18 protein-coding genes and 2 pseudogenes are annotated in these 20,880 nt (G+C 60.2%); 11 read left to right on the top strand and 9 right to left on the bottom strand.

Annotation, left to right across the window (positions count from 1 at the left end):
* Positions 1 to 15: 15 nt before the first annotated feature.
* Positions 16 to 225 carry a hypothetical protein gene (locus ACZ9DP_RS07560; protein ID WP_476201046.1) on the bottom strand — a complete coding sequence of 70 codons (210 nt, stop codon included), beginning with the start codon at positions 223 to 225 and terminating at the stop codon, positions 16 to 18.
* A 233-nt stretch (positions 226 to 458) separates the two neighbouring features.
* Between ACZ9DP_RS07560 and ACZ9DP_RS07555 the strand changes: the two genes are divergently transcribed.
* Positions 459 to 1,172 (top strand): TIGR01458 family HAD-type hydrolase, encoded by a 714-nt coding sequence (locus ACZ9DP_RS07555; protein WP_476201044.1) that lies wholly within the window; start codon positions 459 to 461, stop codon positions 1,170 to 1,172.
* A gap of 242 nt (positions 1,173 to 1,414) precedes the next feature.
* Here ACZ9DP_RS07555 and ACZ9DP_RS07550 read toward each other — a convergent pair whose 3' ends face one another.
* From ACZ9DP_RS07550 to ACZ9DP_RS07540, 3 genes and pseudogenes are all read right to left on the bottom strand, one after another.
* Positions 1,415 to 1,747 carry a DUF6665 family protein gene (locus ACZ9DP_RS07550; RefSeq protein ID WP_476201042.1) on the bottom strand — a complete coding sequence of 111 codons (333 nt, stop codon included), beginning with the start codon at positions 1,745 to 1,747 and terminating at the stop codon, positions 1,415 to 1,417.
* Positions 1,748 to 2,356: 609 nt separating this feature from the next.
* Positions 2,357 to 2,505: pseudogene (locus ACZ9DP_RS07545) on the bottom strand (nitrate reductase); the annotation flags it as partial.
* Between the two features lie 25 nt (positions 2,506 to 2,530).
* Positions 2,531 to 3,589 (bottom strand): LacI family DNA-binding transcriptional regulator, encoded by a 1,059-nt coding sequence (locus ACZ9DP_RS07540; protein ID WP_074071930.1) that lies wholly within the window; start codon positions 3,587 to 3,589, stop codon positions 2,531 to 2,533.
* 260 nt (positions 3,590 to 3,849) lie between these two features.
* On the opposite strand from ACZ9DP_RS07540, the gene ACZ9DP_RS07535 reads away from it, so the two are divergent.
* The 6 genes and pseudogenes from ACZ9DP_RS07535 to ACZ9DP_RS07510 all read left to right on the top strand — a co-directional run.
* Positions 3,850 to 4,833: an autoinducer 2 ABC transporter substrate-binding protein gene (locus ACZ9DP_RS07535; RefSeq protein WP_194731133.1), complete on the top strand. Its 984-nt coding sequence runs from the start codon at positions 3,850 to 3,852 to the stop codon at positions 4,831 to 4,833.
* A gap of 93 nt (positions 4,834 to 4,926) precedes the next feature.
* Entirely contained in the window at positions 4,927 to 6,438 is a 1,512-nt protein-coding gene (locus ACZ9DP_RS07530; protein WP_476201040.1) for a sugar ABC transporter ATP-binding protein, read from the top strand.
* A complete protein-coding gene (locus ACZ9DP_RS07525; protein WP_476201038.1) occupies positions 6,431 to 7,432 on the top strand; it encodes an ABC transporter permease in 1,002 nt (333 codons plus the stop codon). Before ACZ9DP_RS07530 ends, ACZ9DP_RS07525 begins: the two co-directional genes overlap by 8 nt.
* Positions 7,429 to 8,424, top strand: coding sequence for an ABC transporter permease (locus tag ACZ9DP_RS07520; RefSeq protein ID WP_194731130.1), 996 nt, complete (start codon positions 7,429 to 7,431; stop codon positions 8,422 to 8,424). The genes ACZ9DP_RS07525 and ACZ9DP_RS07520 overlap by 4 nt, the downstream gene beginning before the upstream one ends.
* Before the next feature lie 4 nt (positions 8,425 to 8,428).
* Positions 8,429 to 9,277 carry a sugar phosphate isomerase/epimerase family protein gene (locus tag ACZ9DP_RS07515; protein WP_074071935.1) on the top strand — a complete coding sequence of 283 codons (849 nt, stop codon included), beginning with the start codon at positions 8,429 to 8,431 and terminating at the stop codon, positions 9,275 to 9,277.
* 117 nt (positions 9,278 to 9,394) lie between these two features.
* Positions 9,395 to 9,828: pseudogene (locus ACZ9DP_RS07510) on the top strand (hypothetical protein); the annotation flags it as partial.
* Here the strand turns inward: ACZ9DP_RS07510 and ACZ9DP_RS07505 are convergent.
* Complete coding sequence (locus ACZ9DP_RS07505) at positions 9,758 to 10,723, bottom strand: GNAT family N-acetyltransferase (protein WP_476201036.1); 966 nt, start codon at positions 10,721 to 10,723, stop codon at positions 9,758 to 9,760. The pseudogene ACZ9DP_RS07510 and the gene ACZ9DP_RS07505 overlap by 71 nt on opposite strands.
* 168 nt (positions 10,724 to 10,891) lie before the next feature.
* Positions 10,892 to 11,131, bottom strand: coding sequence for a hypothetical protein (locus tag ACZ9DP_RS07500; RefSeq protein ID WP_074071937.1), 240 nt, complete (start codon positions 11,129 to 11,131; stop codon positions 10,892 to 10,894).
* Positions 11,132 to 11,428: 297 nt separating this feature from the next.
* Between ACZ9DP_RS07500 and ACZ9DP_RS07495 the strand changes: the two genes are divergently transcribed.
* Positions 11,429 to 13,564 carry a PBP1A family penicillin-binding protein gene (locus tag ACZ9DP_RS07495; RefSeq protein ID WP_476201035.1) on the top strand — a complete coding sequence of 712 codons (2,136 nt, stop codon included), beginning with the start codon at positions 11,429 to 11,431 and terminating at the stop codon, positions 13,562 to 13,564.
* Positions 13,565 to 13,967: 403 nt separating this feature from the next.
* Here the strand turns inward: ACZ9DP_RS07495 and ACZ9DP_RS07490 are convergent, their stop codons facing one another.
* The 3 genes from ACZ9DP_RS07490 to ACZ9DP_RS07480 are packed head-to-tail and all read right to left on the bottom strand — an operon-like array spanning position 13,968 to position 16,898.
* On the bottom strand, positions 13,968 to 14,645 hold the full coding sequence (locus ACZ9DP_RS07490) for an ABC transporter ATP-binding protein (RefSeq protein ID WP_074071939.1): 678 nt from the start codon (positions 14,643 to 14,645) through the stop codon (positions 13,968 to 13,970).
* On the bottom strand, positions 14,642 to 15,883 hold the full coding sequence (locus ACZ9DP_RS07485) for an ABC transporter permease (protein ID WP_476201034.1): 1,242 nt from the start codon (positions 15,881 to 15,883) through the stop codon (positions 14,642 to 14,644). The genes ACZ9DP_RS07490 and ACZ9DP_RS07485 overlap by 4 nt, the downstream gene beginning before the upstream one ends.
* Before the next feature lie 7 nt (positions 15,884 to 15,890).
* The gene (locus ACZ9DP_RS07480; protein WP_476201033.1) at positions 15,891 to 16,898 is read right to left on the bottom strand and encodes an efflux RND transporter periplasmic adaptor subunit; all 1,008 of its coding nucleotides are present in this window, start codon (positions 16,896 to 16,898) and stop codon (positions 15,891 to 15,893) included.
* A gap of 143 nt (positions 16,899 to 17,041) precedes the next feature.
* Here ACZ9DP_RS07480 and ACZ9DP_RS07475 point away from each other — a divergent pair, with 143 nt between their 5' ends.
* The 3 genes from ACZ9DP_RS07475 to ACZ9DP_RS07465 all read left to right on the top strand — a co-directional run bounded on the left by ACZ9DP_RS07475 (position 17,042) and on the right by ACZ9DP_RS07465 (position 20,878).
* A complete protein-coding gene (locus tag ACZ9DP_RS07475; RefSeq protein ID WP_476201032.1) occupies positions 17,042 to 17,731 on the top strand; it encodes a TetR/AcrR family transcriptional regulator in 690 nt (229 codons plus the stop codon).
* A 443-nt stretch (positions 17,732 to 18,174) separates the two neighbouring features.
* Positions 18,175 to 19,521: an ABC transporter substrate-binding protein gene (locus ACZ9DP_RS07470; RefSeq protein WP_194731122.1), complete on the top strand. Its 1,347-nt coding sequence runs from the start codon at positions 18,175 to 18,177 to the stop codon at positions 19,519 to 19,521.
* Between the two features lie 55 nt (positions 19,522 to 19,576).
* Complete coding sequence (locus ACZ9DP_RS07465; RefSeq protein WP_476201030.1) at positions 19,577 to 20,878, top strand: carbohydrate ABC transporter permease; 1,302 nt, start codon at positions 19,577 to 19,579, stop codon at positions 20,876 to 20,878.
* Positions 20,879 to 20,880 lie beyond the last annotated feature (2 nt).

Genomic DNA, 20,880 nt, shown 5'->3' with positions numbered 1-20,880 from the left:
GCATCGCAATTTATTTCATGCCAGCATGACGGGATTTTGAAGCCATAGTAGCGCCATCCCCTCCTGCAGCATGACGGAGCGATTACACGAGGTAATATTGTTGCGGGAGAGCTCGTACTCTTCGAAGGCCCATGCGCTTGATGAGCTCGATATAGCGGTAATGCAGGCGTGCGTGAAAAACGCATCAGCATAGCGCGCTGCGCCTTCGCAAGCGCGCAACAGCATCGGTAGCGCCCGGTATGACTTCCTCGCCGTCATAGATAACGCCAGCGAGATCCAGAAGTACTCCGCTGATCATGGACGGAGAATGAACGCCGAAGCATCGTGCGTCAAATTTAGGAATTCGGCGGAGATCTTATCGCGAATCCGTGGGCGGCAAGGAAGTCGCCGGTCTTGTCACTCAACCCACTGACTTTCGCGACCGACTTCCGCATCCGCCTCGTGGCCGTCGGTGATATTTGCGGCCTATTTGCGGTGAGGGCAAACCCACAGAAGCCGGCCTACTCATCCGGTTCGTGAGCAATACGACACGCTCGAACAAGCAGGCGCTCTTGCAGCGACTTGCAGGACTTGGACTTTACGCCACAAGCGATGAGCTCTTTACTCCGGCGCAAGCCGCGAGGGAGTGGCTCGATAAGCACGATCGATCGCCATACCTGTTGGTTCATCCCGATCTCGCGCTGGATTTCCACGACCTGGCAGGAGGGCCACAGAAGGCTCTTGTTGTCGGCGACGCCGGCGAGGCTTTCGATTACCAGACCCTGAATGCCGCATTTCGCGAGCTGGTCACGGGCGCGGAATTCCTGGGGCTCGCGCCAAACCGGACGTTCCAGGATGTTGACGGCAAACTCAGTCTCGACGCGGGCGCGTTCATCGCGGCGCTGGAGTTCGCAAGTCAGAGGCGTGCCACTATCCTGGGAAAGCCGTCACCCGAATTCTTCCTGTCCGCGCTCGCCAGCATGAATTGTCCGAAAGCAAAGGCCGTCATGGTGGGCGACGACGCGGAAACGGACGTCGCGGGTGCCTTGCAGGCCGGACTTTCCAAAGCAGTGCTCGTCCGCACAGGCAAGTATCGTCGCGGGGACGACACACGATTTAAGCCTTCGCCAACTGCAACGGTCGACGATATCTCTGCTGCGGCAGACTGGATCCTCGCGGCACGCAACATTTAATCGCGGCCGTGGCGATACATCGCGGCGGCAGCCGCTTAGCGACGTCAGCTGAAGCTTCCGGTATAGGCACGGCGAGTACCGCCTTTGCGTGGTTTCATTGACGACTTCTTGCAGCCGAGTTCTGCGTGGCCCCCCATGGTTAGTCTTCGCGCTTCTCTGACATTGTAAATTTTCCGGCAATGACGGTCGCGTGCTGCGAACGCACATGTCTTTGCTGTCGAATAGAGGCCAGCCTGATGAGTTCATCGCCGTATGGCCCCGACCCTCGCAAGCACTTCGCCGGGAATCCCATACCGTGTGACGAAGTCCCAGTTGTTGCGGAGTCCGCAGATCTCCCGCTGAATGAACAATGCCCAGACAGCCTCCGCGGCGTCATTCAGGAGGCCTTCTCGATCAGCTGTGCGATTATCGCTCTTTGTCGAGGCGGCAAGTTTTGCAAGTGCCGCCTCGACTTTACGGCCTTGGCGACCAAGTGCATCGGCCCGCTCCGAGGCAAGTTCGTATTCCAAAGGGCTCAAAGGGCTGAATACGGAATTCGGCCGATCCGAGAACGATCGTGGTGGTCTGAAGCTCACGAGGCGCCTTTCCATGTTAGGATGGGCAAGCTTTGCCGTCAGCTTGCATGTGAGGTGTCGACGGCCCTGATATCCTCCTGATCAAGCGAAGCAACACGACGTTGGCCAATCGCCGACTGCCGCCAGCCTGACTTCGTCGGCTTCGAGCACCGGCAGCGTGATGATACTCGGAAGCGCAAAGAGGAACAGTTATGCCCCACGGAAGTTTGGTACTTTATGAGGCGAGATCAAGAGGAGGAGACCGTGTGGACAATCTCGATTGGCGCTATTTTCATCATATGCGGCATACTCCTCCTGTGTCGGGAGGCTCTTGGCCGACGGCCTCTCAGCGACCCTCACCAATCATCCCTTAGCGGGCGGACACTGGAACCTAGGAGCCAAGGGGTTCGATTTCTGGGATTGACGAGGAACTGGCTGGGTGTGGGCATGATCGCGGCCGGAGCAGCGTTCTTATTGCTGGTCGCGTTCACCTAGTCCAGTGCGTTTTGTCGATCGGCATGGTGAACAGCCACGTAGCAAAGCAATCATGGCAAGAAAAGCGCCCGGTGAAGTGAGCGGGCGCAGTAGTGACACGTCAGGTGGCAAAGCAGGTTTGCGGCGCGCGCCGGCAAAGGCGGTGGTGGTCGTGACGCCTGCGACACGGCAAAAGGCCAAAAGATTGACCGGCAGCCCCAGAGGTTGCCCTTCCGCAATGTCTTTTCGTCGGTGGCATATCGCGAGAAGTCGCAGAAATTCAGATAGAGCGCTGCCGTGCGAGTAGGCGCGTCAAAGGCAAAGGCCGTTTCAGTCGATGTCCTTCAATGCGTCGAGAGGGCCGGCCAGCGCCGTGCGGGGTTTGATGAGTTCCGGCCGGATCATGTGAACGGTTGGCGCGGGACGCGGCTCTTCCATGACCTCAAACGCCTTTGCCAGCATGCTCTCGATATCCTGCCTTATCATGATCACGGGAAAGGGCAGGAAAGAGGCGAAGGGATCGTAGTCGTAGCAGCCGACCACCATGTCGGAGAAGGTCTCGTGCGGATGGCCAGCCATGAAACGGAGGAAACCTTCGAAGTTGATGGACGAATTAACGAAGAGAGCGCGCGGCAGCCGGCCTTCCCGCTCGTAGAACGCTTCGAAGGCAAGGCGCGTGTTGTTTGGCGAATAGCCCGTCGTTTGAATGCAAATGTCGGGGTCGCCTGCGAGCAGGTCGCGTTTGACGGCGCGAAAGCCGCGGATGCGCTCGTGGCTCGCATGGTCGTTGCGGCCGCCGAAGAGGTAGAGCTCTTCGGGTGCAAGGGGCTTATCGGCCGGAAATTGGCGGATGATCGCTTCTGTCAGCATCCGCGCGCCCTCGTAGTTATCGCTGATGACGGAGGGAACCTTGCTGCCTGGAAGATCGATGTTGATGTGCTTCAGCCCTGCTTTTTCGCAAACCTCGTGTACGCCGTCTGGATCGGTCGCGCCGCAGATGAAGAGCTCATCGATCGAATAGGAAATGAGCGTCGCTGCCGTTTCGCGCTCTTCCTGGGGATCGCGGCTGGCGCTGACGACGATGGGGCACTGGCCCTTGCTGCGCACGTGCGCCTCAAAAGTCTGGGCCATAGAAGAGAAGTAGCGGTTGTCGTGGACCGGCAGCAGCAGACCCACCAGGCCGGACCGGGAACTGCGTAGTCCCTGGGCCTGGCGGTTTGCAGTATACTGGTACTTCTCTGCAAGCTCACGGATCAGTGCGGCGGTCGCTTCCTTGATGCGGCGCTTGCGCCAAGTGCCGTTCAGCACGGCGCTGACTGTCGAGGGCGAGCTGCCCGACAGCACCGACAGATCGTAGATCGTCGGCTTCTTCCTCATGGCGTTCTTCATTCAAAACCCTCGGATTTTCCTTAGTGCCGATTTCGAAGCGGCGAAAGGCGTTTCCGCTTGACGAAAGTATAACTCTGACCGATAGTCTTTGCACTATCGATTGTGCAAAGAGAAATATCGATTGTGCAACGTAGTGCCGCTTGAGGAGGCGGCTTCGAAGGGAGGCGGGAATTCACATTCTTCGCCAGCTACTTGCAACGGGAGGCCGGCGGTCTTCAGCAGGCCCTGTGCCCATCTCGAAACGATGGAGGAGGAACAAGATGAGGAAATTGCTTGTCGCCGCATTCGCGGCTTCGCTGTCGCTGGCAGCCGCTTTCGGCGCCCTGGCGCAGGAGGCCGGTAAGGTTGGTGTCGTCGTCAAGATCGGCGGCATCCCGTGGTTCAACGCGATGGAGGCCGGCATTAAAGAGAAGGGTGCCGCGCTCGGTATCGATGCCTTCATGATTGGCCCGACCAGCGCCGACCCGGCGCTGCAGGTGCGCGCCATCGAGGATCTCATCGCCCAGGGCGTCAAGGTGATCGGCGTCGTGCCCAACGATGCGAAAGTGCTGGAGCCGGTTCTCACCAAGGCCAAGGAAAACGGCATTATTGTCATCACGCATGAATCACCCGGTCAAAAGGGCGCGGATTGGAATTTCGAACTCGCCTCGGCAAACGGCTTCGGCGAAGCGCATGCCGAGCTTCTTGCAAAGAAGATGGGCGGCAAGGGGAAATATGCAGTCTTCGTCGGCTCGCTCACCGTGCCGCTGCACAATGCCTGGGCCGATGCGGCGATTGCCTATCTCAAAGAGAAATATCCGGAGATGGAAGTGGTCGGCGAGCGCTACGGCGTTGCTGAAGATGCCGACAAGAGCCGGTCGACTGCGCTCGACCTGATTTCGGCCAATCCCGACCTCAAGGGCTTCCTCGCCTTCGGCAGCCAGGGGCCGATCGGCGCCGGCCGTGCCGTGGAAGAGCGCCGCAAGGTTGGCGAGATCTTCGTACTCGGCCCCTTCTCACCGGGCCAGGGCCAGAAACTCATTAAATCCGACGCGATTTCCGGCGGATTCATGTGGAATCCGAAACAGGCCGGCGAAGTCTTCGTGACACTCGCCGACAAGCTCATGAAGGGCGAGGAGATCAAGGCGGGTGACGAGATCGAAGGCCTCGGGAAGATCAATCCGACCGGAAATGATATTATCGTCGACCAGCTCGTGACCATCAACAAGGATACGGTCGACGAACTCGCGGCCATGGGCCTCTAAACCTTTCGAAGGCACCTCCCAGACCGCCGGGCTGGCTGCGGCTGGCTCGGTGGACTGCGAGCATGGCCGGCGGACCACTACGGCAGGCGCGATATGGAATCTCCAACTGGCGCAGACGTCCAACGACCTCTGTTGTCGATGAAGAACATCAACATGACCTTCGGCGGTGTGCGCGCGCTCCGCGACGTCTCCTTCGAGGTGCGACCGGGCGAGGTGCATTGCCTCGCCGGCGAAAATGGCTCCGGCAAGAGTACCCTCATCAAGGTCATCACCGGGGTCTATCGCCCGCAGGCCGGTGCTGCAATCGAATATGACGGCCAGCCCTATACGCATATGTCGCCAGTCACAGCGCAAGCCTCCGGCATTCAGGTGATCTGGCAGGATCTCGCACTCTTCCCGGAAATGTCGGTGGCAGAAAACATCGCTTTCCAGACCGTGCTCGGCCATCGCCCGCGCCGGGTCAACCACAAGGCCATGCGCGAGACCGCCGAACGCGTGTTGGCGCGCCTCGGCGTTACCCTCGACGTCGATCTCCCGCTGCGCGAATATGCTGTCGCCCAGAGGCAGATCGTGGCGATCGCACGAGCCTTGGTCGGCGAGGCAAAGGTCGTCTTCATGGACGAGCCGACTGCTTCGCTGACGCAGTCAGAAACCGACCATCTGCTTGAGATCGTCCGTAATCTTTCCGCCTCGGGCGTCGCCGTCGTCTTCGTCAGCCACCGACTGGCCGAGGTGCTGGAAATATCGGACCGTATCACCGTGCTGCGCGACGGCAGGCTTGTCGGCGTCTATCCGGCCGAAGGCATGACGCAGTCGCGCATCACCGAACTCATGACCGGCAAGATTTTCGACCACGCCGTGCGCGCCCAATCGCATGATGGGGCTGCGCCTGTCATTGCGGTTGAGGGGCTGACACGGCGCGGTGAGTTTAGGAACATCTCCTTCTCCGTCCGCCGCGGCGAGACGCTCGGTATCACCGGCCTGCTGGGCGCCGGCCGCACGGAACTGGCACTGACGCTCTTCGGTATGCGCCGTCCCGATCGCGGCACAATCAGGCTTGATGGCGAGCCCGTGCGCTTTTCCTCCAATCGGGACGCGATCGCTGCCGGCATTGCCTATCTCTCCGAAGACCGACTGTCGCTTGGGCTCATCCAACCGCAGTCGATTGCCGACAACCTGGTGATTTCCTCCCTGCGCAAGATTCTGTCCCACGGGTTCATTTCGGAGCGTAAGAAGCACGGTCTTGCGGCACGCTGGATTGCCGATCTCGCAATAAGGATTGGGCTGCAGCAGGATGCCATCTCGACTCTCTCGGGCGGCAACCAGCAGCGTATTGCCATCGCAAAATGGTTGGCGACCGACCCTAAGCTGCTGATCCTCGACGCACCTACGGTCGGCGTCGACGTCGGTGCGCGCGCCGGTATCTTCGACATCGTGGCACGGCTTGCGCAAAGCGGGCTTTCCATCATCCTCATCTCCGACGAGGTACCCGAGGTCTACTTCAACGCCGACCGGGTGCTGCACATGGCACAGGGGGAGATCGCCGGCGAATACGATCCGCGCGCGACAGCGCTTAGAGACATGGAGGCTGCCGTCTATGCGTAGGCTCTTCCGCACCCATGCGACGGAGATCTGCCTGCTTGCCGTCATCGTTCTGATCGGCGCGTTTCTTTCCTTCGCGACGCCGCGTTTCTTTACGCTCGGCAATGCCTTCGACCTTTTGAACATCAGTTCAGTCAACATCATCTTCGCAGTCGGTCTGCTCGTTGTATTGATCGCGGGCGGCATAGACATCTCGTTTGCGGTCGCCGCCTCGGTCGTGCAGTACGTGACCGCCCTTATCCTCGGCCATGTCGGCGGCGGAGGCTGGGCAAGCGGGCTGCTGATCGCCGGCGGCATCGGCACGCTGCTCGGCGCCTTCAACGCTTTCCTGATCCACCGGTTCAAGATCATCTCGATCGTCGTTACGATCGCCACCTTCAATATTTACTTCGGACTTTTGATGTTCTTCACCCGCGGCGTATCGATCTACACGCTGCCCGACTGGTGGACGGAGCGGATCATCCTCTACGAACGGGAGATGGCTGACGGCAGCTGGGCCGAAATCCGCCTTCCGGTCCTTGTCATGGCAATCTGCGTTGCGGCGACCTGGTTCCTGATCCGCCACACGACGACCGGGCGTCAGCTTTATGCCTTCGGCGACAATCCCGAGGGCGCGCGCCGCTTCGGAATCTCAATCGGCGCCATGCAGTTCATCGCCTTCGGCTGGTTGGGGCTCATGGCCGGTATTGGCGGATTGATCCAGGCACACTATGCCCAGGAAGTCGTGCCAAATGCGCTCTACGGCCGCGAGCTGGATGTGCTTGCCGCCGCCGTGCTCGGCGGCGCCCGCCTCGGTGGCGGCAAGGGCTCGGTGCTCGGCTGCGTGCTCGGCGTGCTGCTGATCTCGATCACCCAGAACGGCCTCAACCTGATGGGCGTTTCACCCTTCGCGTTCAAGATGATTATTGGCGCCATCATTCTCGTCGCGATCACGCTCTCGAATTCCCGCATCGAGCAGCTGCTTCCTATCCTGAAGAACGAGCGGAGGCGCAGATGACGACGCTTGTCCGGCGGACTCGCCACCTCCTGGGATCGGAAATCGCGGGATCGGTCGTCGCCTTCGTGTTCGTGGTCGTGGTCTTCGGCCTCGCTTCGCCGCAGTTCCTGTCGCGGGCCACCTTCGGTTCCGTTGCCTTCCAGCTTCCGGAGCTCGGCCTTCTTACTCTTGCCATGCTGCTGCCGATCCTGACGGGAGGGCTCAACCTCGCGATCACCTTCACCGCCAACATCGCAGGCCTCACCGTGGCTTGGACGCTGCAGGCCAACGGCGGCGTCGACGCGGGACCGGGATCCTTCCTGCTCGGCGTGGCGCTTGCGCTTGCAGCAGGTGCGGCAAGCGGCGTCGTCATGGGTCTTGTCATTGCCTATACGAAGGCTCACCCGATCCTTGTCTCGCTGTCGATGATGATCTTCCTGCGCGGGCTCGGCGAGTTCTTGACCCGCGGCGGGGACGTGTCGGGCTTTCCCGCCTTCCTGCGGCCGTTCGGCCATGGCTCTGTGATGGGAATTCCGGTGCCGCTCCTCATCTTCATCCTGTGCGTCGCGCTCTGGCATGTTCTGCTTTCGCGCACGAGGCTTGGCTTCAACACCTACATGATCGGCTCCAACATCGAGGCGGCGCGCTATTCCGGGGTCAACACACGCAGGGTCATCGTTCTCGTCTATACGCTGTCGGGCGCGATGTGTGCCGTCGCCGGCATCATCATGCTGGCACGCTTCAACTCGGTGCGCGTCGGCCACGGTGAGTCCTACCTGCTCATCACCGTTCTCGCCTGCTTCCTTGGCGGGGTAAATCCCTTCGGCGGCTTCGGCCGCGTGATCCCGGTCTTCGCGGCGCTTGTGGTACTTCAGCTGTTTTCGTCCGGGCTCAATCTTCTCGGCGCCAACCAGCATCTGGCGACGGCCGTGTGGGGTATCCTGCTCGTCGGCGTCATGATGCTGCGCTGGCTTGCCGGACACTTCAGAACCGTTCTGCGCAGAAAGGAATGAGACGATGCAAGGCTTCGGCGTACATACCAGCATGTGGACAATGAACTGGGACAAGGCAGGCGCCGAAAAGGCGATCGCAGCTGCGGTGTCCTACAAGATGGACTTCATCGAAATTGCGCTCCTCAACGCACCCGCCGTCGATGCGCCACACACCCGGGCGCTTCTCGAAAAGCACAGCCTGCCGGCCGTCTGCTCGCTCGGGCTGCCCGAGCACGCCTGGGCGTCGGTGCGGCCGGAGGCGGCAATCGAGCATCTGAAGGTCGCGATCGACAAAGCGGCCGACATGGGCGCATTGGCGCTATCCGGCGTCATCTTCGGCGGCATTGGCGAGCGCACTGGCGTGCCGCCGACGGAGAAAGAGTACGACAACATCGCCCGCGCGCTGACGGCCGCCGCCAAGCACGCCAAGTCCCGCAGCATCGAGCTCGGCGTCGAGGCAGTGAACCGCTATGAAAACCATTTGATAAATACCGGAAGGCAAGCAGTCGAGATGATCGAGCGCGTCGGCGCTGACAATATCTTCGTGCATCTCGACACCTATCACATGAACATCGAGGAGAAGGGCGCTGCCACGGGCATCCTCGATGCGCGCGAACATCTAAAATATATCCACCTGTCTGAAAGCGACCGTGGCACGCCCGGCTACGGAAACGTCCCTTGGGACGAGATATATACAGCACTTGCGGCCATTGGGTTCAAAGGCGGCCTTGCTATGGAGAGCTTCATCAACATGCCAGCGGAAGTCGCCTACGGTCTCGCAGTCTGGCGTCCTGTCGCCAGGGACGAGGCAGAGGTGATGGGCAACGGCCTGCCCTTTCTGCGCAATAAGGCGAAACAATATGGCCTGATCTGAGGCCTTAGGACGCGCAGCGCAAGATGGCGCAAAAGGCAGAAAGGATTATGACCGGGGTGGCTGCAACCTTGACGCCGGCAAGACGGACGTCACGCCGAGTCAGCGCCAGTGCCGTAACGGCGCATCTGGCGAGCCCATGGTCTCCAGCTGCATCGCTATCGCCAGTTCAAGCTCTCCAACGATCCCAACTTTGGCGAGAAGCTCAGCGACGTGGTCGGGCTCTACGTCGATCCACCCGCTCATGCCATCGTTCTCTCTGTTGATGAGAAGAGCCAGATCCAGGCGCGCGACCGCACCCAACCAAGCTGACCCGCCAGCGGCTGAAGCGCGGCGTCTTCCGTTCGGTGGTCGATCTTCAGGAGGCCATCAACCGGTACGTCGCTGAAACCAATGCGCGTCCCAAGCCTTTCACCTGGACGGCTGATCCGGATGAAATCATCGCTGCCGTTAGGCGTGGGCACCAAGCGTTAGATTCCATCCCTAGCGCCAGTCGTCGAGCACGAAGAGGCCGGCGCGACTGTAACCCGGCTCATTGGGCCGGTGCATCGTGACCCCTTGGATTTCGGTTCGAAAGCCACGCCCGACCAAGTGCCGGTACGCCTCGTGGCGGGCCATGTTCACCCCGGCCAGCAGCTTGGGCATCCCCTCCGCTACGGCAAGCGCCTCGCAGGCATGCAGCAAGCTGTCGAAGGTCTCCCCAGCCGCCGATCCTGGACGCACGGTCCCGAACTTGATGAAGCAAGCACCGTCGCCTGCTTCGCTGCGCGGCCCATGGTGGCACACGGCAAAACCGTCCAAGCCCGCACCCGCCATATCGCCGAGCAGGACCCTCTCCCCAAGCTCCTGCGCCTCTACGGCCTGGATTTCCGGCCCCAGGTCGAGCCCGTCGTAAAGGGCGCCGGTCAGGTCACGGCAGGACTTCAGGCATTCCACTCTCTGCTCCTCTGTCAGATCGGAATACCGCGACCAGCGCACCGGCTCGGTCTGGTTGTGACGGACCGGCGCCGACATGATGGCCGTGAGGAAACGAGCCCAGTAGCCGTACTTCTGGTACAGGCCCACGTGCTTGGCGCTCTGGGCGAAGGTGAACAGGCCTGCATGCCGCGTGCCCCATTCATCGAAGCTCGCCGTGACGGCCTCGACGAGCCGCGCGCCGATGCCCCGGTCCCAAAGGTCGGGGCGGATCGTCAACGGTCCGAAGAAGCCGACGCTGCCCCAGCGGGTTGCGAAGTTGGAGCCCACCAGTTCACCGCCCACCTCTGCGGCGAAGGCGGCGACGTAGGGCGCCTGCCAGCGGCCGCGTACATAGTCGCGGTCGGACCAGAACGTCTCTGGTTCGGGTGCTCCCAAGAAGGTGCCAAAGGCCAGCCGGAAAATTCTTTCGGCTTCCGGCAGATCGGTCTCGGCCAGCGCGCGGATGGCTACGCTCGGTGCAGCCGTTCCCATATCGCCCTCCCTGGTTCGCTAAGGTATGCAGCGCCCGATGCGCTGCCCAAGGGCACTGCGGTCGGGCTGTAGTCTACTCTTCTCCAGAGGAATGGTCACGTCGCATGGGAGATGTCGGCCAGCGGATCGGTCCTCTGGCGTTTGGTACTATCCGTCAGGCTGCTGCCACTAGTCTTTCGCGATGAAGCCGGACGAGCTGGTGGAGATGGTTCGACGTTCGAGCAGATGCGCACCATGCGCTATGGCCATACCGGATGCCGACGCCAGACGGGGCGAACGCCGCTCACGCGCGCTGTTGACTTGGTATTGCGTTGCCATGAAAAGGCTGGCTTCGGATGTGAGAACATTTCCCGCATCAATTTTCAGGACTGGGCCTCTATTCGAAGAGACTTGGGAGAGCAGTGCCAATGTCGTCTTTCCTCCGCTCCATTGCGCGCTAATTGCTTCAAAACAACCAGCCGGTAAGAAATGGCAAGCACCGCAGACACCTCAAAACAAACCGGCAGCTCAAATCAGACTGGTGATCGCACCGCCGCCGAATCTGCGCAGCTGCCGCAGAGCGAAGGATTTCCAGCTGAAGGCGCTGAAGGAGAAACCGGGGCTCACGAGGGAGCATCCGGATCTTCATCACCGCTGGAACAATCCAAAGAGGCTGTGAACCCTTCCTCGCCTTTTGCTCAAAGCGCACGAGCCGTTCGTGACCTGATGGCCGCCCTCCGTCATGATCTCCGTGCGGTTTTGCGAAGCAGCCCGTTCTGGATGAGAAAGGGCATCGCAACCATCAAGAAAAGACAACAGTCGTCTGGCACTCGAACGCCAAATGAGACGTTTCGGCGGGTATCTGCTGCTTTTGCATCGCTTTCTTCCAAAGCGCGCTCCCGCACGGCAGCCATTCGAGCCGGACTGACCGGCATAAAGCAGGCCCGTCCACTGAAACTGCGGTCATGGAAAGGGCTCGTCGCGCTCGCTCCTTTGCTCGGCTTGCTGATCGTGGCCGGCGTTCTGACTTGGGCGTTGAAGGATGTGCCGTGGCAAGAGATTGCCGATGGTTCCATGAAGCCCGTCATTGTATTGGAAACGGCGGACGGGGAACCTCTTGTTCGGCAGGGGCCCTATCAGGGACCCTATGCAGGGTACGAACAATTCCCCCCTCACCTCGTGGATGCAGTGCTTTCAATCGAGGACCGCCGGTTTATGGATCACCACGGCATCGACCTGAAAGGCATTGCGCGCGCGCTAGTACGGAACTTTGAGGCAGGCTCGGTCGTCCAGGGGGGAAGCACGATCACGCAGCAGTTGATCAAGCTGCAGTATCTCGAAAGCGACCGAACGCTGAAGCGAAAGATCCAGGAACTGGTGATCGCGTTCTGGCTGGAATGGAAGCTCGGCAAGCAGGAGATCCTGACGCGGTACCTGAATTCGGTCTACCTCGGTTCCGGCGCTACGGGAATGCCGGCAGCGGCACGGATCTATTTCAACAAGGATATCGGTGCGCTCGATATTCCAGAATCGGCGATGCTGGCAGGTCTGCTGAAGGCTCCGAGCCAGTTGAACCCGATCGACAATTTCGAGGGTGCACGCCAACGCACGGCAACAGTGCTCGACGCGATGGCCGCCAACGGCAAGCTTACCCCGCAAGAAGCCGACGCCGCCAAGAATGAATTTGCCGAACTGCACCCGACGACACCGACGCCGCGCTCCGGCAGCTGGTTCGCCGATTGGGTTTCGCCACAAGCGAGCGAGATCGCGGGTTCCTCTCCCGGCTCGACGACAGTGCGCACGACGTTGGTACCGCGCCTGCAGGAAATCGCCGAACGGGTGGTGAGACAGGCGCTCGATGAAGAGGGAAAGGCTCGCGGCGCATCGCAGGCGGCGCTGGTCGCCATGACGCCCGATGGCGCGGTTGTCGCAATGGTCGGCGGACACGACTACAAGACCAGCCAGTTCAACCGTGCCGTCACGGCGATGCGTCAGCCAGGCTCCACATTCAAGTTGTTCGTGTACTATGCTGCGTTGAAAAAGGGGCTTTCTCTATCGGATCAGGTCCTCGACGGCCCTATCGAGATAAACGGATGGTCGCCCCAAAATTCCGGGGGTGGTTACCGCGGTTGGGTTACGCTGGCGGAGGCTTTTGCTCGCTCGTTGAATGCCGCCACCGCAGCCCTTGCCCAGGAGGTGGGACTGGACAGTGTCGCCGCGGCAGCCAAGGAGCTCGGCATAAACGCGCCCCTGACGACGGCGCCTGCCTTGTCGCTTGGTGCTTCGGAGGTGAGTTTGCTCGATCTGACCGGCGCCTACGCATCGGTTCGCCTTGGAAAGGCGCCCGTCGAGCCGTGGGGTATTATCGAATTTCAGGCATCTGGCCAACCCAGAGGCTTCCACGTGGGTGCGCAAGTGCCTGCGGCTATTGATCTCTCTCCGTATCAGCCGGACCTTCTTGCGTTACTGCAGTTGGTCGTTGAGCGTGGGACTGGCCGCGACGCCGATCCCGGCATGTTTGCGGCCGGCAAGACAGGTACCAGTCAGGACAACCGTGACGCCTGGTTCGTCGGCTTCACGGACGCCTTGGTCGCCGGAGTCTGGGTCGGGAACGACGATGACGCGCCGATGAAGGGTGTCACCGGAGGCGCACTTCCGGCTCGCATCTGGCGGGAATTCATGCACGCGGCGATGGCTGAGCCTGCTCCGCAGATCGATCCGGATACAGGAATGATGACAAGCGAAGAGAACGCCGCACCGTCCTGCAACATCATGGCCTGCTCCCGCAGTTATCGTTCGTTCCGCGCTTCCGACTGTACCTACCAACCCTATTATGGCGCTCGGCGTCTTTGCGAGAAATAGCCCAACCCGCTTGTTAATATTTCCCGCCTTCGAGGCTTTCCTCTTTGCCACCGCATCGCGCCTTCAAGCGGCGGTTACGGGCACTGGCGGGCGGCCACCGCCCGAAGGGTCATCTCGGCGATCTTGGTGCTTGGTCTATTCGCATGCCTCGTTCGACCGGCGTCGGCGGCATGATCGCCCTTGCCGTCCAAGTCTTCGCGCTTTTCGGAGCATTTGGAGCCTTCACCATCGCCATCGGATTTCGACCACAAACAACTGGCAACTAGGTGTTTCACCTGGTCTTGCTGGTGGCGGGGCGTTGCGTCGCTTTCAGATCGAACAGGCCGTGACGAACAATGGCTGGGCTTCATCGCGAAGGCCGTCGCTGCTGCTGGCTGGCCAAATGCCTCCGCTCGCACCGATCTCAAGGATCGGCGATCTTGCCATCCATGAGATGAATGCGCCGCCCCATACGGGCCGCCATATCGAGATCATGGGTGACGGCGATAACCGTCTTGCCGCGTTCGCGCACGAGCCCTTCGAGGATCAAAAAGACCTGCTCGGAATTTTGACTGTCGAGGCTTCCCGTCGGCTCGTCCGCAAGCAGGATGGGTGGATCATTCGCAAGCGAACGTGCGACAGCGACCCGCTGGCGTTGACCGCCGGAAAGCTGATCTGGCCTCTTATCGATATGGCCGGCAAGGCCGAGCGATGCCAAGAGTTCTTCAGCCCGCGCCTGCATGGCCGACCGGCTCAAACGACCAAGCTTACGCATCGGGATCTCGACGTTCTGCCGCGCCGTGAATTCTGGCAGGAGAAAATGGAACTGGAAGACGAAGCCCAGCATAGAGAGGCGGGTTTCGGCGCGTTCCCTTTGGTCCATCGGATCGGTATCTCTGCCGCCAATCGAAAGCCTGCCGCTCGTCGGCTCGTCGAGCAGCCCCAACAGATAGAGCAGCGAAGACTTGCCGGAACCGGAAGGTCCAGTGATTGCAACGAATTCCCGCTCACCTATCGTCAAAGACACATCTTCGACCAGCGTTACGGGGACGGTTTCCGTCAGGATGCGTGTGAGGTTCTTCGCTTCAATCAAGGCGCTCATGTCGCACCCCTTATGATATCCACGGGATTAAGGCGTGCAGCACGCCTAGCCGGGAGATAGCCGGCAAAAGCCGCCGAACTGAGCGCGAAACCAGAGGCGATCACGTAATGCAGAATGCTCCAGGCAATCGGCAGGCGTGTCATTTCCTGCCCCGTCGCGGCAAGCTCGAAGCGCACCAGGGACAAGGCATAGACGAGCGCGAAGCCAAGCAGCCAACCGAGCGCCGATCCGCCGGCCCCGATGGCGACACCTTCGAGCAGAAACAGGCGCCGCATGTCCGCCTCGGCAAAACCGAGCGACTTCATGATGGCGATATCGCGCGCCTTTTCGTAAGTAATCGTCGAGATAATATTATAGATGCCAAAACCAGCGACCAGCATGATTGCTGCGACAACGGTGTACATGATGACATTGCGGATCACGAGCGCTTCGAGGAGCGATTCATTGGCCTCCTGCCAAGCCTCGGCCCTGTAGCCGAGTTCGGCCTCGATCCGGCGCGCCACCACTGGTGCGTCATCGGGATTGGCAAGCTTGATGCGGATCTCATTGATGGCGTTGGTGCGCGCGCTCAAGATCTGCGCGTTCTTCAGCAGTACATAAGCTTCGCCCTCATCCCGCGCGGTCGTGCCGGTATGAAAGAGGCCGACGATCTTGAAATTGCGCGTGAGTCCCTCGGACGAAACCGCCGCAACTGTATCGTTCAGTCCGGCGCCGAGGCGTTTTGCCATCGTATCGCCGATGACGATATTGTTGCCGCCTGCCGCAAGGGCTCCGAAACTTCCCTCCACGAAATCGCCGATGATCGGTGAAACGCTGCGCTCGGCGACCGGTTCGATGCCGATCACCGATGCTCCGACCTCGCGGCTGGAGTAACGAATGACACCTTGCAGCTTCAGGTCTGGTGCGAGCCGGCCGGGTATCCATGCCTCGAGCCAGGAGCGCGCGGCAGTCGGATTGATGATGCCGCGGCGGTCCTCCCGCGGCCTCAGTCCGAAGATCTCCGTCGTACGGAATACGGTTTCGGCAGGCTGCCGTCGCGCCGTTCGCTGCTCGTCGGTGATCTCGACATGCGGCATGGTATTGATCAACTGTTCCACAAAATCGTCCTGGCCGCCCTGCATGAGTGCCGCCATGGCGATGGAAAAGCCGACACCGACGGCAACGCCGAACACGGCAACAAGTGTCTGCCGGCCGCGGCCGGCAATATGGGTGACGGCGATCTCGAAAATCAGCCGCATCGCAACCTCACTTCGCAGCACCGGTTATCTTGACCCAGGCCCCATCCTTCAGATCTTGCGGAAACGGTGAAATCACCCGCGCCTTTTCATCCAGACCGGACCTAATCTCGATGCCACTCGGGCCGCGGATACCGGTTTTGATCTCACGTAGCCGGGCAGAGTTTCCTTCGACGGTGAAGACCTTCTCAATCTGCATCGCAACGGTGGGGACCAGCAGTGCGTTTTCCGAGACGCGGACGATGACGTTCACATCGCTCGACATACCGATCATCAGGGGCGTGTCGTCGGGAAGACGCAGCTTCACGCGATAAGTCTTCGTCACCGGATCGCCCTTCGGCGTTATGCTGCTGACGGTTGCATCGAGGGTCTGATCCTTGAAGGCATCCGATTTGAGCAGGGCCTTCTGCCCCAGCCGGAGCCGTGGAATATCCTCCTCGTTGACATCGGCGACCACGAGCAGCGGTTTTTGTTCCCCGACCCAGAAGAGCGCCGTTCCGAGATCGGCGACCTCGCCCACCTCGCCATCCTGGCGAAGCACGACACCATCGATCGGAGCGCGAATGATATAGCTGTCAAGGCGCGCCCTTTGGCCTGCGGCCAGCGCCTTGAGCTGCTCCACCTCACTGCTTGCCCGGTCGACTGACTGCTGGGCTGCGGTGTTTTTCTCCAGCATCAAATTGTAGCGCCGAAATTCCTGCTCCGCCAGCGCGAGCCGCGCCTCGAGTTCGGCAAGGGCCGCCCTCGCCTCGCTATCATCGAGGCGAGCAAGTATGTCGCCCTTTTTTACGGCCGCACCTTCGCAGTTGCATTGCTCGACGATCCGTTCGCGCACCAGCGGCGTGACTTTTGCCCAAGTGAGAGGTTCGACAACGCCACTGGCATAGACGATTTCGGCAGCACTACCACGCGCGGGGACGACGACCGATACGGGGATGGGGCGCCAGACGTACCAAGCAGCCAAACCGCCTGCCACGGAGAGGGCGACGACAACGGAAAGCAAGCGGAACGGTTTCACGCCATCTGCCTTGAACTGCTGCTGTTGCCGACCCTATAGCATTAGACCGACCGTCGGTCTATGAATACAGCTGAAGAATTCGGCCGCAGCATCGAATTCCGCTCCGCTAGTCAGGGGAACATACGAAAGAAACGAGCGCCGCTATGCGTGTCAAAAAACACCCAGAAATCCGCTCGGGCGAATTGTTGGATTGCGCTCAGCGGCTCTTCTTCGCTCATGGCTACAATCATACCACGATTAACGACATCATTCGCGAAGCAGGCGTGTCGAAGGGTGCCTTCTATCACTATTTTCCTTCCAAGGAGGCGCTGCTTGAAGCATTCGCTGCCCGCCTTGCCCGCGAAAGCCTTGAAGAGATTCGACCGCTCCTCGACGATCCTACGCTCGACGCCGTGGGACGGCTGAACACCTTGTTCGCCGGATCGCGGCGCCTCAAGGTCGAGCTTGGCCCGCAACTGCGAACAGTATTCGATGTCATTTTCCGCCCGGAAAACATCGTGCTGTTCCACCGCATCGATCAGGCTGTGACCCGCATCGTGGTCCCGCTTTTGGCCGATGTTCTCCGAGAGGGAACAGAGGAGGGTCTCTTCGATGCGCCAGACCCCGAAGCGTTCGCAGAGATGCTTCTTCTCTTTCGGCTTTCCCTCAGCAGCGTGATGCACGAGGCCCTGATAAGGAGCCGCGAGGGCAATATCGAGCAGGCCGTGAAGATGCTCGACGATCGCCTCAGGCTCTATGGTACTGCCATCGATCGCATCCTGAAGTTGCCCGAGGGAACGATCGAAGTAACTGAAACGAGCTTTGTCCGAGCTTTGCTTGATGACTCTCAATAAAATAGGAACCGTTGCGCAAAACTCTGCCGGATGAGATTTAAGCGACCGACCGGATGGTTGGAATATCGGCAGCGCGATTCTGTTCTCCTGTCGAAGGAGGATGCGGACCCATTACCGATATAAGGAAGGCCAGTCCGCTGGAATCCGGCTTGGGGCCGGCTGAACTAGCAAACGGCATGTGACCGATCCCCAGCGAATAGCGGTCCATTCGCATTCGAACCGTGTTTCGAACCCGGATTCGGCGCGCTGCGAAACGTCGCTTGCAATGTTTTCCTACCGAGTCATAATAATTTTGCACACGTGCTCAATTTTGTCACGCGGTCGTTACGCAGATCCCCTAGAGCGGAAACCGTTCGCGCTTTTCATGGGATCTCCGGGCCGGCCGTCAGCAATGGTGATGGCCCGCCAAGAGGCTCGCACCAAATCTCTGGGGAGATGAAGAGATGACTATTCTGCCGACACTGAAGTGCATGACCGTCGCGGCCGCCATCCTAGCCTCGACGACCGCCCTGTCCTTTGCCAAGGATCTGACCGTTACGGTCTGGGCCGGCGGCACAGGCCCAAACGACGTCTATCGCCTCGACGCAATCGATATTGCAGCCGAGCAGCTTCAGCGGGAAGCCGCTATCAAGGGCGAAGACCTCAAGATCAAGGTCGAGAAAAAGGCCTATAGCGGCTGGGAGGACTTCAAGCAGGCGATGACGCTTGCCGCCGAGGCGAAAACCGCTCCGAACATCGTCGTCACCGGCCACGAGGACATTGGCCCCTGGGCACAGTCCGGCTTGATCGTGCCAATTGAGGACTATGTCGACCTCGATTCCTGGCCGCTTAACAACATCTATGAAAACCTAATGGACATTGCCTCCTTCAGCGGCACGGTCTACGGCATCCCGCAGGACGCCGAGTCCCGCCCGATGTTCTTCTGGAAGCCTCACATGAAGGCGATCGGCTATAACGATGCTGATCTCGACGCTCTGCCGCAGAAGGTCCAGGACGGCAGCTACACGATGAAGAACCTGCTGGAAGACGCCAAGAAGATGCAGGACAAGGGCCTCGTGCAGCCAGGCTATGGCTTCTACCCGCGCTACACCAACGGTCCGGATTTCTGGCAGTTTTACACGAGCTTCGGCGGGACGATGGAAGAAGACGGCAAGCTGGTCTTCGACAAAGCTGCGATGCAACGCGCGTACCAATTCTTCGCCGACGCTGTAAAAGACGGCGTCACCAAGAAGAACCATATCGGGATGCCGGCCGACCAGTGGTGGAAGGAAGTGGCTTCCGGCAAGGCCGGGATCTGGCATGGCGGCACCTGGCATTATGCCCGCTACGTCAACCAGGAAGGCTTGAAGGACTTTTTCGGCAACGTCATCTTCACGCTGATCCCGGCCGGCGAAGGCGGCAAAGCCAACACGCTGACGCATCCGCTCGTCTATCTTCTGACCTCGGGCCACGACAAGGACGACACCGAGATTGCCGCCCAGTTGATCAAGATCGCCTCCGAGCCGCGCATCAATGTGCTGCATGCGGTCAAGTCCGCTCATCTCGGCATTTCGAAGTCGGAAACCGAGATCGAGCTCTACTCCTCCGACCGCTGGACGCGCGAAGCCACCGAGCGGCTTCTGCCCTACGCCAACGCGATGCCCAACAATGCCGATTTCGGCACCTACTGGAACATCATGTGGAAGGGCCTCGAGGCCTCCTGGACAGGCGCCAAGAGCGTCGATGCTGCCGTCAACGACGTAGAAGGCGAGCTGAAAAACACGCTCGGCGACAAAATCATCATCCGCTAAGCGCAGGCAAGCCTCCGGGCGGCCTCATCCGCCCGGACATTTTGCGGAGGCTTTCATGAGATCGTCCAGAACGCTCGGGCTCATAATGATCGCGCCGGCCGCGATCATGATTGTGCTGTTCTTCTTGATGCCGGTAGTGCTAACCGCCGTCTTTTCCTTCACGAACATGACGACCGCCACGGGCATTTCGGGCGGTGCCTACCAGATCGCCCCAAATTCGCTCATCGCGCTCAAGGACCAGATGCCGGAGGTCGTGCAGCAGCTTACCGAGCCGCGCTACGCGATCGACGAGGAGGGTATCAAAGGCGTCGAGGGCCTTGCGCTTGGGCCTGGCATCGCCACGGAGCTGCGCGAAAAACATCTCGGTGAGGTCTTCTCCTCGCGCCGCGAAGCCGAGCGCATGATCAAGGATCTTAACGACCGGCCGTCGACCCGGGACGTCAAGCAAATCTCAGAGCAGTTCAACCGCTCCGTTGCCAATCTGCGTTTCTCGAGCAAGGAGGACCTTTTCGCCTCGCTCGACAAGTTCGGCTTCAAGATGACGTCGGAACAGAAGGAAGGCCTCGCCAGCGCGACCTATACCGGCTGGAGCTGGACGACGGAGAACTTCTCGCGCATCGCCTCGTCACCGGACATGGCGCAGATCCTTTTCAACACATTGCTCTACGTCGCCCTTGTGCTCGTGCTCTTCAACACGAGCTACGCCATGCTCCTGGCGATCTGGACTCACTACATGCCGAACACGCAGGCAACGATTTTTCGCTCCGTCTGGCTCCTGCCGCGCATCACGCCCGTCGTTATCTATGTGCTGATGTGGAAATGGCTCGCCTGGGATACCGGCTTCATCTCCACCTTCATGGGCAAGTTCGGCTACTCGCCTAAGAACTATCTTCTCGACAACGCTTATAACGCTTGGCTCTTCGTGGTGCTGATCAACGGCTTCATCGGCGCCTCGATGGGCATGCTGGTCTTTTCCTCGGCGCTGAAGGCGATCCCGAAGAGCCAGTTCTTCGCAAGCGAGGTGGATGGCGCCAGCCGCTGGCAGCAGATCCGCTACATCATCCTGCCGCAGATGCGCTGGCCGATCCTGTTCGTCACCTGCTACCAGACGCTGTCGCTGCTTGCCTCCTTCAACGAAATCCTCCTTTCGACCCGCGGCGGGCCGGGCAAGGCGACCGAAGTCTGGTCGCTTGCCGCCTATCACACGGCGCTCAATAACTATGCCGGCAATCTGGAATATGGCCTTGGCGCCGCTATGGCGCTCGTCCTCGTGATTATCGGCATCATCCTGTCGCTCGCCTATCTGCGCGTCTTCAATTACGCCACGCTGGTTGCGCGGCCCCTCATCGAGGATTGATC

It is taken from the genome of Rhizobium sp. USDA 4016 (genome assembly GCF_056279705.1).
The sequence above is the reverse complement of the archived record's forward strand: the minus strand, read 5'-3'. Positions and strand labels throughout refer to the sequence as shown.